Raw genomic sequence first — 13048 nt, forward strand, 5'->3', positions numbered from 1 at the left:
ATGTAGCGAATGATGTAGTGCAGATTCAGATGAATCTGCCACTGCGTATCATTGCACTGCTGCTTGCTCAGCTGATGGCATCTATGGGAGTGGCATTATATATGGTCGCAAATATGGGAATCGCTCCTTATGACAGCGTCGCAATTATAATCGAAAAACTGACACATCAGAAAATTCCATTCCATAAAGCAAGGGTTCTTTCAGATGTTGTTGTTGTGATTATCGGAATCATATTTGCCATTGCATCTGGGGCAGGTATCTGGTCGGTAGTAGGGATTGGTACAATTATAAATGCCTGCTTCAACGGTCCATTAATTCAATTTTTTAAAACAAAACTGGAAAGATTTTACTTGTAAAATCTAAGGCTTACAATTCTCCAATTCTTCAAGGCTCATATCCAAAAACGGATACGGGCCTTTCTTTTTCACCAGTAGCTTCATCCAAACCTTCATATATCTTAGATACTTTCGACGTGAATGGTTCCATTGTTGTTTAACTGATTCTATAATGTCCTATGATATCATCACGATGTTCCAGTATATCCTCTTCATAATATATTTGATATGGATTTGCATGATGGATAACAAAACATATACCTTTTCGATTTCTCTTGTCAGATATAATTCCGATATGTTTTTTAAATACAACAATATCTCCACCTTGCCATTCTTCTATTTCATTTATATCTGTAGTAAGACTTATTGCATTATTATCGAAATATACTTTTAAGTTTTTAACTCTTCTAAAATCTATATTTTTATCAACGGCATCTATATCATATAATTCTTTATTGTTTTTTATATCCTCATTTACTAATTCCATCAAATCATATCCTGCATCTTTTAAAGCAAAAGCTACTATATCAGTACAAACCCCATATTCATCATTTGGATAACCTGTGTTGTAATATTTGCTTTTATATTTTGGATTAGTTTTTATGTAATTATTTGCATTATTTAATATATCTGTTTGGTCATCTATACCATCATTGTCTTTATCAATATTGCTCTTGTAAGCTTCTATATTGAAATCTGCATTTGTATATTTTTTATGTGGAATATAATTAAAACAATACAACACATATAAAGCAACAATTATTAGCACCGAAAAAACAATAAGCGTTATTCTCTTCTTCATACATTCTCCATTAAACAACTTGCGAGTTGCATGTCTCTATTTATATCACAATGATACTATTATGAAAAACCAAAAAGTGTTCAAAAATTGAATACATTAAGTCCTGTTTCTTCATCATAAACTCTGTCAACTTTTCCATCAATTACCGTAATCACAAGCTCGCAAGTTGCACTCACAACAGCTCTGTTCAGATGTCCTCCAAACACTTCACCTTTTTCATTACCGGCACTCAAATGAAGATGTGCATAATATTCTCCATCCATTGTATTGATTGTACCTGTCAGCGATGTAATTTCATAATATCCCTTAAAACTGTTTGAGTAATATTTCTTCTCATCTGTCTTGTATACTCCGACTGTGAAATCATTGATGGCTCCAAGAGCATTAATACTGGCAAGCTTTATATTCTCAGTTATGGCAATTGCTTTCAGTTGCTCCAAAATCTCCTCCCCTTTGTCAATTCTCGCTATTATTATATTATCAAATCTTCTGTATTCCATTTTTGTTTCCTCCGCAACTTTCGAGTTGTTATTCTTTATTATTTTTGAAAACCATTATAAGTCCAACAATTCCAACAATTATCCCGATAAGAGCAAATGGGAAATCTGTTTACCTCCCAATTTGTCAATTTCATTAAATAAAAATTTATAAAAAGCTCTGTGCCACAGCCTTATGATACTATTTTGTAATATATCTCTTCAAAAGCTTATAGGTATTCTCCACGCCATCCATATGTGAGCGCTCATAGTTATGCGATGCATAAACCCCTGCACCTATAAGTCCATGGCGGATATCATAGCCGCTGTGCAGTGTGGCCTCAACATCAGAGCCGTAGTGCGGATAAACATCGATTGCATAGTCGAGTCCCTCGCTCTTTGCCAGATTTGAAAGCTCTGTGACAAGCTCATAGTTGTAAGGTCCTCCTGAGTCCTTCGCACAGATTGAAACCATATGCTCTGTACAGCCGAGGTCTGCTCCAACGCAGCCCATGTCTACGGAAATCATCTCCTCTGTATCCTCCGGTACGAAGCTTCCGCCGTGACCTACCTCCTCATAAACCGTAAAGAGCAGTGTAACCTTGCGATTCAGCCTCCAGCTCTCCTTCTTTAGCGCATGTGCCACACCGAGCAGAATGGCTGCTGACAGCTTGTCATCGAGGAAACGGCTCTTGATATAGCCGCTCTCCATGATGACTGTACGTGGATCCATAGCGATAATATCCCCTGTCTGGATGCCAAGTGCCACTACACCCTGCTTGTCATTTACATTCTCATCGAGCAGGATTTCCATGTTTTCTTCCTTCGTCTCAACCTTTTCATCTGCCACATGTGCCGATGGCTCTGTATTTAGCACCACGCCTGTGTACATTCTGCCATCACGCGTAAAAACCATGCAGTTTTCTCCATCTGCTGTGCTCCACTGATGACCACCGATAGTTGTCGGGCGCAGACGTCCGTTATCCTTTATTGAGCGTACCATGGCTCCAAGTGTGTCCACATGCGCTGCCAATACCAGAGGCGAGCCCTCTCCACCGATTTCTACGCTGACATTTCCTTTATTTGAAAGCTGCGGCGCATATCCCATAGCCTCAAGCTGCTTCATCAGATAGTCTGTGGCTTTTTTTGTGAAGCCTGTAGGGCTTGCTATTGATGTGAGTGCTTTGAGCTGTGTTCCAATATATTCTTTAATCTCTTCTGTTGACATAATTGTTATCTCCTGTTTTGCTGTCTTTATTAATTCAATTGCATTATAACATCTCATTTTTGCGCATGCAATCCGTATTAACCGTTGTTTGTAGTAGTACACCTGTTCGCAAGCCGCGGGTACCATGGTGCACACACTATTCCACGAAAGCGAATAGCGGAGCTGCTTAGAGACTGTAGAATTGTGCTATGCAACGCAGAAATGCCGAGGCATGGACGCCGAGGCAAGGAGAAATCGAGCCATGGATGGCGAGTTTCGACGGTTTCGTCAGGTTAAGAAAACCTTGGGCACAATTCGTACAGTCTCTTAGCTGCGTAGCGTAGCGAACGTGGGATAGTGTGTGTGCCATGGTACCCGCGGCTTGCGAACAACAGCCAATAATTTACGTTCAATCCACTTGCGATTAACCTGCAACAATGCTATTCTTAGAATATGAATACAGCGAATACAGATAAAAAAATTAGTGATAATAATATGAATACAACTTTAAATACAAATTCCAGCACCAAAATAAAAATCTGCGGTCTGACTTCACCTGCTGAAGCCCGGTATCTCAACGAAAATCACGTTGATTTTGCCGGAATGGTATTATTTTTTCCAAAGAGTAAGAGAAATATATCCATTAAACAGGCAATGGAGATTATGGCGGCCCTTGATGCTTCCATCAAAAGAGTTGCGGTCGTCGTTTCGCCATCCATAGAGCAGATAAGGCAGATTGAGGCTGCAGGCTTTGACTATATCCAGATACATGGGGAAATTCCACAGACAGAGTCAGCGATAGCTATCCCTATTCTCAAAGCCTTCAATGTCTCTGATATGGGCAGCTATGAGAAGTATCACAATGATTCGCGTATCGCAGGCTATGTATTTGACGCCATCGAGCCAGGCAGTGGAAAAACCTTTGACTGGAGGCTGGTTGACAATATTCCCCGCGATGAAAAACTGCTGTTGCTTGCAGGTGGCTTAAATCCGGACAATGTGCGCATGGCAATTGAAGCCGTACATCCTGACGGAGTCGATGTGTCCTCAGGTGTGGAAAATGATGACGGAGCGGGCAAGAATCCGGAAAAGATACATGATTTTGTTGCGGCAGTTAAATCATAAAAAAATCCACATACATCTCTTTCAACATGATGTATGTGGATTTTTTTTATGAAATTATGTAACTATTATTTTTCTTTGCCAATCTTGAAAAACAGATTTGCCTTGATGAGCACCGGTCGCAGTGCCATATACACGATTGTCGCAGCAATCACAGATATCACTGCATTGACGCCTGTTGTAGTCACGCTCCATGCGATTTTGAGCTGTGCCATTGGCTTTCCGAGGATAAGCATATCGTAGAAATAGCTTATTATCGGGTCAAAAATAAAGTTGAATAGCATTCCTGCACATGCTGCAAGGACTGTCCATTTAAATACATGCTTTCTGTCGGTTGAATATGTAATCTTTCCAAGCTTGTGTGCTACAAGACCTGTGATAATACCAATCATAAGCTTGAGGAAAAATGTCTTTGGCGCTCCTGTGATATATATCGGGTCAAGTAAATCGCCGATTGTCATTCCGATTGCTCCACCGATTCCTCCGTATACTCCGCCTAAGAGCAAAGCTGCGAGTACTACAACTGCGTTGCCCAGGTGAAAGGATGTGGCGCTGCCGCCCGGTAATGTGACCTTAATCTGTAAAAATGTGAATATGACATATGATAAAGCTGCCATAAGTGCTGTAAGTGTGAGTTTTTGAACTTTTTCGTTTCTCATAAAATGCCTCCTAAATATTACAATTAAACTATATAATACTCTTATGTGGCATCAAGTATATATCCAATTTTATATAAATTTATATATCCAGTTTATCTAAAGTCCATTTACTCCTGTGGTTTAATGCTGCCATAGTGTTTTTTCAGCATTTCTATTATCACCTGCTGGCTCTGCTTCGAGTGGGTGATAGCGTAATAGCTTCCACCAAATTTTGCCTTGCGCTCTTCCTCATCTATTCCTACGCTTCGTCCCTTTTCGGTGACACGCTTTATCTTGTTCTCGCCTTCTGTAACTTCCTCCAGATATCCCTCTGCAATAAGAAGCTCATTTATAAACGAGGCTGCAAGCTTTTTGTGCTCCTTATCAGCAGGGCACAGCTCATTTATTTTGTTCGTAAGCTCTGTAAGCCTGCATTTGTCGGTGAGCTCTACATCATCAAGCCTCTGTGGCTCGATGTAAAACGGAAGCTTCTTTTTTCTCGTGCTGCCGGTTTCAGCAGCCTCCTCATCGCTTAAAACAGTCTGTGGTCTTTCGCCGGACGTGCTGCCTGATAGATTTTGGTTATCTGCAACAAATGAATTTACCGCCGTCACAAACGCTTCACCATAATTTTGTATCTTCTGCTCACCCATTCCGTACACATCGGCAAGCTGTTCCTTATCCCGCGGCAGCTTTGCGCACATATCCTTTAAGGTCTTGTCGGAGCAGATGATATACGGAGGCACCGACTTTTCTGCAGCCAGCTCTGTACGCACGCTGCGCAGCTTTTCAAACAGCGCAGCACCAAGCTCGTTAAGCCCTGCAAGCTGTGCTGCCTTTTTGCGCTTTTTGCCGGTTTCAACGTATGTCTCCTCCTCTTCATCCTCCACAACCACACAGTTGCTGCATTTGTTGCAGATGCATGGCGTTGTATCTCCGAAATATGAAAGTATAAACTCTCTCAGGCATTTGTCCGTCTCGCAGTAATTTATCATCTGCTGCAGCTTTCTTTGGTCATTGGCTGTCTTTTGCATGTCGGATGCCACATCGCCAGCTGAAGCCTTATTCTGCAGAAGGAACTTGTTTATCATGATATCCTGCTTTGAGAAAAACAGCACACATTCCGCTTCCTCACCGTCTCGCCCCGCTCTTCCGGCCTCCTGATAGTAATACTCGAGGCTCTGTGGCATGTTGTAATGCAGCACATATCTCACATTTGACTTGTCGATTCCCATTCCAAATGCGTTTGTGGCAACCATCACACGGATTCTGTCGTATGTAAAATCCTCCTGATTCTGCTTACGTTCATCATTTGAAAGCCCCGCGTGGTAACGGCCCGCCGAAATGCCCTGCTCATTTAAAAGAGTATACAGCTTATCCACATTCTTTTTCGTTGCGCAGTATATTATTCCACTTTCGTCCTCATGCTTTTTCACATAGTTGATGATACTGTTGTCCTTCTGGCTGCCTCCCTTTCTTGTAACAACCCTGAAAAACAGGTTAGGTCTGTCAAACCCTGTCACCATAGTAACCGGATTGTTAAGTCCAAGCGAAGCCACTATATCATTTTTCACGCGCTCCGTGGCGGTCGCTGTAAACGCACTGACTATCGGTCGTCTTGGAAGTCTCGTTAAAAATCCGGCAATTTCCAGATAGCTCGGCCTGAAATCCTGCCCCCACTGCGATATACAGTGTGCCTCATCAACTGTCAGCATTGATATGTCCGCGTTGCAGGCAAAATCCAGAAAACGCGGCGTGTTGAGGCGCTCCGGAGCGACATAGATTACCTTGTAGCGCCCCTGTGAGGCATACGAAAGTGCCATCCTTATCTGGTTTTCGGTCAGTGAGCTGTTGATATAGGCGGCATGCACTCCTGCCTGGTTTAAAGCCTTGACCTGATCTGACATAAGCGAGATAAGTGGCGAAATGACAAGCGTAATTCCTTTAAGCATAAGCGCCGGAAGCTGGTAGCACAGCGATTTTCCTGCGCCTGTCGGCATGATACCGAGCACATCGTGCCCGGCAAGTATGCCGTTTATGAGCTCCTCCTGCCCTGTTCTAAGACTGTCGTAGCCAAAGTATTGTTTGAGTGTCTGGTTTATGTTCATTATCTGACTCCCTGTATAGTCTCAAATCATTGTTTTATATATGATATCATATCCAATACAATTATTCACTGCAAGAAACAAATATACTCTTCTTAATCACGTTTTTAAACATAGATTAAGAAGAGTATAATCTCTTTTATCGTATTAAATTATAACTACTTAATTACAGCCTCAACCTCACCCTTTTCAGGCATCACGCGAAGTGCGCCCTTTCTCGTGGTAATAAGCGAAGCTGCTGCGTTTGCGAATGTGAGCATCTTTTTCACATCGTCATCCTTCCGGTCATTGATACCATGCTCCAGCACATCGTGAAGCAGGCATGCACAGAAAGTATCTCCTGCACCTGTAGTCTCGACAGTGTCATCTCGCAGGAACGGAGCTGCCTCCACGATATGTCCGTCAAAAAATGCCATACTTCCGTTTTTGCCCATGGTGGCACAGATAAACGGAATGTGATACTCATCTATGAGCTTCTTCACACCTGTCTTTATGTCCTTTTCGCCTGTCATGAATTCAATCTCATCATCAGATATTTTTAAGATGTCACACTGACTCAGGCCCCAGCTTATCTTCTCTTTTGCATCGTCCATGCTCTTCCAGAGCGGTTTGCGCAGATTAGGGTCAAAGGAAATCAGTGCGCCTGCCTCTTTTGCGGCAGCTATCGCATGCTTTGTCGCTTTCTCACAGGTCTTATCTGTCATTGAAAGACTTCCGAAGTGGAAAATTTTTGCGTTTCTCACAAGGGATAAATCCACCTCATCCGCTGTCAGCATCATATCTGCTCCCGGATTTCTGTAAAATGAGAAATCTCTGTCTCCGTCTGCTGCGGTCTGTACAAATGCAAGAGTGGTATGTACATTGTCATCATAGCGCACGCCTGTTGTGTCGATTCCCTGCTCCTTTACGGCATCAACGAGCAGCCTTCCGAACGCATCCTGTCCCACTTTTCCGATGAAAGCAGTCTGATGACCGAGCTTTTGAAGCATGGCAAGCACGTTACATGGAGCTCCACCCGGATTAGCCTCAAAAAGCTTATTGTCCTGCGCACTTGTACCGTTTTCTGTAAAATCTATAAGTAATTCACCTAATGCAACTACATCCATATTGTACCTCCTTCTTTCCTGTCAAAATATCCTGTATATCATTCTGCAAATAACCGGACTAATAATTTGTCCGGTTATTATTTGTATGCTCTACTGATATGCGGTCATATTACAAAATTATATCATATTTTTCAATATCCACAACAGCACTTCCGTCACAATTAAAGCAGATTCCGTCTGCCTGAAGAGGTGTACAGATAGCTGTGGTTGCGACCTGCTGTCCGTCATTGATAAAGAGCTCTATAGACTGTCTGTCCATAATGAAACGAAGCTTTAGCTTTCTGTCTGTATCTGCGATTTTAATTTTTCTGACACAGACGACATCCTTTGTGACGCCACAATATGTACGGTCAATCTCGAGCATACCTGTGATTCTGTTGTAGGTAAACGCTGTGCTATACTCATCATCGCATGCCATTTCAACAGTGAAGTTATTGTACTCCTCGCCTGAAAGCTCCACTGTCATGTCGAGAGTGCGGCCCTTTATGCCCTCAAAGGTTGTGTAGCAGTCTATTTTTTTATCTGTATAATGACACTTGTTTGCACGATAATTTTCTATTTCCTTAACCGGCTTCTGCCAGATACGGCCGTCCTTTATTTCAAGCTCACGAGGCAGTGTCATCATGCCCTGCCAATCCTGCGAATCAGGAACGACACATGCATCCCATGACTTCATCCAGGCAATCATCACGCGGCGTCCGTCCGGAAGCAGTGTAGTCTGTGGCGCATAAAAGTCCATGCCATAGTCAAGTGTGTGCGGCTCTTCCTTGATAAATACATGATTTTCTTTATCATAATCCCCCAGAAAATATACAGAGTTGTGTCCGTTATGAAACTCATATTTGTCTGCCTTCATATTCTGCGGTGAACAGATGAGCACATGCTTATCCTTCAGCCCAAAGAAGTCCGGGCACTCCCACATGGTACCTATTTTGCCGGTGCTGTTTGCCGCAAGGATTGTCTCAAACTGCCAATCGGTCAGGTTTTTTGAAGAGCAGAGCACTACCTGTCCCACATCGTTTAAGTCCTTGCTTCCAACTATAAGATAATATGTGTCATCCTCTTTCCATATTTTAGGGTCACGGAAATCGATTCTGCTGCAGTTTTCAGGAAGCATATCGCCTGTCACAACAGGATTATTCTCATGCTTCACATAATTAAGTCCGTCTCCAAATGCGATGCACTGGTTCTGTCTCTCCTGCTCACTGCCGTCAGCAAGCTTAATCCTTGTGACACCTGTGTATACAAGCACATGCTTACCATCTGCCTCAATGGCACTTCCTGAGAAACATCCTTTTTTATCATATTCCTCGTCAGGTGCCAGAGCACACGGAAGCTGCTCCCATTTAATCATATCGCTTGTCGTACTATGCCCCCAATGCATAGGTCCCCACTCACGCAGATATGGATAGTACTGATAAAACAGATGAATTTTTCCGTTATAGACAGAAAATCCATTCGGATCATTAATCCATCCTGCCGGTGCACTGATATGAAACAAAGGTTTACTCTCTTTATCTGTAGCAGCTATTTTTTTTGCCTCGTAGCTTCTTGCTTTTTCCAATAATTCGCTCATTCAAATCCTCCAATTCTGTTTGTTTTGCCGGTAATACAGAATTATGAACAGTAACCTATTTGCCCTCTGACGTACTCTCAAGGGATTTCTGATAGCTGTCAAAATATTTCTGCTTTATCTTCAGATAATCCTGTAAACCATATTTATTAAGTTTCTTAAGGTATGAATCCCATTCCTTATCAATGCCGCCGTTTAATATCCAATCAGCCTTTTTCTGCTCAGCATATTTCTTGATGTCTGTGTCGTACTGTGACACCTTGTTGGTGTCATCTATGCTCATGAACACGTTTGGATAGACATACTTACTGTTCATGTCCTTAAGATAAGCCTCATGCATGTTGTCAAGACGCCACTTGGCATCTGCAGGCTCTGTCACATAAACATCATAGTAATCGTTTAAAACAGCAAGCGGTCCGTTTACTGACTGTGCCTCACGCACTTCAACCGGTGACTGATCGCCCAGATCCATATGCTTTAACATCTGTCCGCCGTCAGCGTTTGTACTCATCTCAAATATATTGAATGAATCTTTCTCACCGTATGTTCCCCAGTTATTCTGTGGAGACTGGATTGGAGCATACATCTGATCAATCCACGCGGCTGCCAAAGCCGTATCCCTGCAGCTTGATGTCAGTACGCATCGTCCTCTGTCGAAACCACTCGTCTCACTGTTGTTCTGTCTGGTGATATTTCTGACTCCGTCAGGTCCTGTGAGAGCAGGAAGCATGACGTAATCTGTGTTATTGTCAATGTTTGCAATGTCCCATGTAAAGCAAAGCCCGTATCTATGGTTTTTACCCTTTGCTACGTAGGTTGACCACTCCTGTGTAAATGCCTCAGGGTCAATCAAATCCTCTGTGACAAGCTTGTGAAGCCACTCGATACCCTCCTTGTAGCCCTCCTGTGTCGGAGTATAGATGACTTTTCCCTCATCTGTTACCGCAAAGTGGTCACCTGTATCACCATAACCCTCACCAAAGCCGTTCATGAGGATGGCTGGATCCTGGTCACCGTTGTTTATGATAAATGACATAGGAATAACCCCGCCCTCGATATCAAATTTCTGTTCCAGCTCATCGGCATGATCTTTGAATGCAATAAGCACCTGCTCGAGCTCGTCTGTGGTAGTCGGTATATCAAGTCCCAGATAGTCAAGCCACTTCTTGTTGATATAAGGAATATCGCCTATTGCCTGGATAGCTTCTTTTCCTGAGCCAAGCTGCTCTATCCATGGGAAGGAATATATATGTCCGTCCGGTGCAGTACACATGGTTCTGTACTCTGGATATTTTTCAAAAACAGCCTGAAGATTAGGCATATATTTATCGATCAGATTCTCTACCGGAATAATGATACCCTGCTTTGCATATCTGAGCAGGTCATAATCACTCATACCTGCATTAAACAGCCCATCCGGCAGATTACCAAACTGCGCCAATGCCAGATTCTTCTTGTCAGAGAACTGGTCTGAAACGAAGCATGTCCAGTCGATATGCACATTGGTCTGCTCCTCCATTCTCTTGAAGATAGTCCTCTCATTAGGATCCTGTGTGGATGTGGCCGGTGCACTTGTGATAAATGACAGCTCAGCCTTCTCCTTCAGAGGAAACTGCACATCTGATACCGGTGTGTCCGGATTTGTCTCAGCATTTAAGCTCTGCTGCTTTCCACAGCCTGCCACACCTGTCAGCATTGCAAGTGTAAGCAAAAGTGTAATTAATTTTTTGAAGCTTCTTTTTTTCATATCCATACTCATCCTTTCTGTTAGCCCTTAACAGATCCAACCATGATTCCTTTATCAAAATATTTCTGGAAAAATGGATACATAATCAAAAGTGGTAAACTTGATACAACAATTGTAGCGTACTTGAGCTGCTCTGCAACCTTTGCCATCTCAGCTGTGCTCTGGATATCTGCAATCATGCCCGGCTGAGGTGTATTCTGCACGAGAATTGAACGCAGTACAAGCTGTAATGGCTGGAGATTTGCGTCATTCAGGTAAATCATTGCATCAAAGTAGCTGTTCCACATTCCTACAAATGACCAAAGCATAAGCACCGCAATAATCGGCTTACAAACCGGAAGCATTATCTTAAAGAAATGCTGTATTTCATTTGCTCCGTCAATGGCTGATGCCTCACGAAGCTCATTTGGCACTGACTGATAATAGGTTCTCGCCAAAATCATATTCCACACATTGAAAGCGCCTGGAATGAGGATTGCCCAGACGGTGTTTACCATATGGAGCTGATTTATAAGGATGAATGTAGGAATCATTCCTCCTCCAAAAAACATTGTGATAATAAAAATCACATTGAAAAATCTTCTTCCGACAAATTCCTTTTTAGACATAGGATATGCTGCCAGGATTGTGACAAATACTGAGATTGCCGCAAACGCTATTGAGTAAAAAAACGAATTGAAAAATCCGCGCCATATCATGTCATTTTCCAGAACTCGTCTGTATGCATCAATAGTCCAGTCCTTTATGTTGAAGCTCAGTCCCTGGTTGTTAAGCACTGTCGGATCCATGAAAGACGCAAGCACTACATATACTAACGGAACAATTATTGCAAGCACAAACAACCCAAGAAGTGTATATCCAATTCCAAGAACAATTTTATCAGTCCGTGAATATTTGATTTTTGTCTTCATATCTTTTTTCATTGCACTTTCCTCCTAGATTCCTTCACCATCGTTTAGCTTCTTTACAACCGCATTGACTATAATCAGCAATATTACGTTGATTACCGAGTTGAAAAGACCAACCGCTGTTGAATAACCATAGTCTCCATTTAAAAGTCCGATTCTGTATACATATGTAGAAAGAATTTCCGATGCCGGTAAGTTCATATCTGTCTGTAACGCATAGGCTTTCTCGAAACCGATACTCATAATATTTCCTGCCTGCAGGATGAACTGTATCACTATAATATTCTTAATAGCCGGAAGCTCAACATACCACATCTGCTGGAAGATGTTTGCGCCATCCATTCTCGCTGCCTCTTCAAGCTCCTTGCTCGCATTGGATAATGCCGCTGTGTACATGATTGAAGCCCAGCCTGCTCCCTGCCAGATGCCGCTCGCTATGTAGATTGTCCTGAATGCAGCCGGCATTGTCATCCAGTTTGTGCTGATGCCGAGTATCTTATTCATTGGTCCGATTGGTGATAAAAACATACGAACCATACCACAAAGTACAATAACTGAGATAAAATTCGGTGCGTAAATCAGAAGCTGTATCTTTTTCTTGATGCCCTCTTTGCGAATACGATTCAGAAGCAGTGCAAGTATAATTGGTACCGGAAATCCCCATAACAATCCGTAAATACTTAGCTTTAACGTATTCATAAGGTAGTTCATAAAATCAGGTGACGATAAAAATCTCTTGAAATATTCAAGCCCGACCCATGGACTCCCCAGCACACCCTTTATGACATTGTAATCCTTGAATGCTATGAGCAGTCCGCCCATCGGAACATACTTGAATATAATTGTCAGTAAAAGTGCCGGCATAAGGAAAAATATGTACAACATCCAGTTTTTCTTCACATATGTCACTTTGCTTTTCAATGACTGCTTTTTTTCTTTCATTTGCTGTGACCTCCACTCTTTTTCACATTTTGTCTTTTTTACTTAATTTACGCTCTTGTGTAACCGGTAAAGTAACCGGTTACTTTG

Annotated in this window: 11 protein-coding genes and 1 pseudogene; 2 read left to right on the forward strand and 10 right to left on the reverse strand. The window is 42.3% G+C overall.

All coding sequences use genetic code 11. The annotated features are described in order from the left end of the window. Nucleotides 1–356 (forward strand): annotated as a pseudogene (locus ACW6PM_RS11660) (hypothetical protein); the annotation flags it as partial. 136 nt (nt 357–492) lie between these two features. Here the strand turns inward: ACW6PM_RS11660 and ACW6PM_RS11665 are convergent. The 3 genes from ACW6PM_RS11665 to ACW6PM_RS11675 all read right to left on the reverse strand — a co-directional run bounded on the left by ACW6PM_RS11665 (nt 493) and on the right by ACW6PM_RS11675 (nt 2841). Then, nucleotides 493–1137 (reverse strand): DUF1287 domain-containing protein, encoded by a 645-nt coding sequence (locus ACW6PM_RS11665; protein ID WP_456057265.1) that lies wholly within the window; start codon nt 1135–1137, stop codon nt 493–495. An 80-nt stretch (nt 1138–1217) separates the two neighbouring features. Further along, a complete protein-coding gene (locus ACW6PM_RS11670; RefSeq protein WP_456057266.1) occupies nt 1218–1637 on the reverse strand; it encodes a PPC domain-containing DNA-binding protein in 420 nt (139 codons plus the stop codon). Nucleotides 1638–1815: 178 nt separating this feature from the next. Continuing rightward, nucleotides 1816–2841, reverse strand: coding sequence for a M42 family metallopeptidase (locus ACW6PM_RS11675; protein ID WP_456057267.1), 1026 nt, complete (start codon nt 2839–2841; stop codon nt 1816–1818). A gap of 474 nt (nt 2842–3315) precedes the next feature. Between ACW6PM_RS11675 and ACW6PM_RS11680 the strand changes: the two genes are divergently transcribed. Beyond that, nucleotides 3316–3945 (forward strand): phosphoribosylanthranilate isomerase, encoded by a 630-nt coding sequence (locus ACW6PM_RS11680; protein ID WP_456057268.1) that lies wholly within the window; start codon nt 3316–3318, stop codon nt 3943–3945. Between the two features lie 65 nt (nt 3946–4010). Here the strand turns inward: ACW6PM_RS11680 and ACW6PM_RS11685 are convergent, their stop codons facing one another. The 7 genes from ACW6PM_RS11685 to ACW6PM_RS11715 all read right to left on the reverse strand — a co-directional run bounded on the left by ACW6PM_RS11685 (nt 4011) and on the right by ACW6PM_RS11715 (nt 12961). Continuing rightward, nucleotides 4011–4601: an ECF transporter S component gene (locus ACW6PM_RS11685; RefSeq protein WP_306780899.1), complete on the reverse strand. Its 591-nt coding sequence runs from the start codon at nt 4599–4601 to the stop codon at nt 4011–4013. Nucleotides 4602–4708: 107 nt separating this feature from the next. Beyond that, nucleotides 4709–6688: a RecQ family ATP-dependent DNA helicase gene (locus tag ACW6PM_RS11690; RefSeq protein WP_456057269.1), complete on the reverse strand. Its 1980-nt coding sequence runs from the start codon at nt 6686–6688 to the stop codon at nt 4709–4711. A 155-nt stretch (nt 6689–6843) separates the two neighbouring features. Continuing rightward, complete coding sequence (locus tag ACW6PM_RS11695; protein ID WP_456057270.1) at nt 6844–7791, reverse strand: carbohydrate kinase family protein; 948 nt, start codon at nt 7789–7791, stop codon at nt 6844–6846. Between the two features lie 109 nt (nt 7792–7900). Beyond that, nucleotides 7901–9367 carry a glycoside hydrolase family 32 protein gene (locus ACW6PM_RS11700; protein ID WP_456057271.1) on the reverse strand — a complete coding sequence of 489 codons (1467 nt, stop codon included), beginning with the start codon at nt 9365–9367 and terminating at the stop codon, nt 7901–7903. 55 nt (nt 9368–9422) lie between these two features. Continuing rightward, the gene (locus ACW6PM_RS11705; protein WP_456057272.1) at nt 9423–11111 is read right to left on the reverse strand and encodes an ABC transporter substrate-binding protein; all 1689 of its coding nucleotides are present in this window, start codon (nt 11109–11111) and stop codon (nt 9423–9425) included. A gap of 20 nt (nt 11112–11131) precedes the next feature. Continuing rightward, the gene (locus ACW6PM_RS11710; RefSeq protein WP_443753654.1) at nt 11132–12034 is read right to left on the reverse strand and encodes a carbohydrate ABC transporter permease; all 903 of its coding nucleotides are present in this window, start codon (nt 12032–12034) and stop codon (nt 11132–11134) included. Nucleotides 12035–12046: 12 nt separating this feature from the next. After that, on the reverse strand, nt 12047–12961 hold the full coding sequence (locus ACW6PM_RS11715) for an ABC transporter permease (RefSeq protein WP_456057273.1): 915 nt from the start codon (nt 12959–12961) through the stop codon (nt 12047–12049). Between the last annotated feature and the right edge of the window lie 87 nt (nt 12962–13048).

The sequence above is a fragment of the Agathobacter sp. genome (assembly GCF_977054825.1).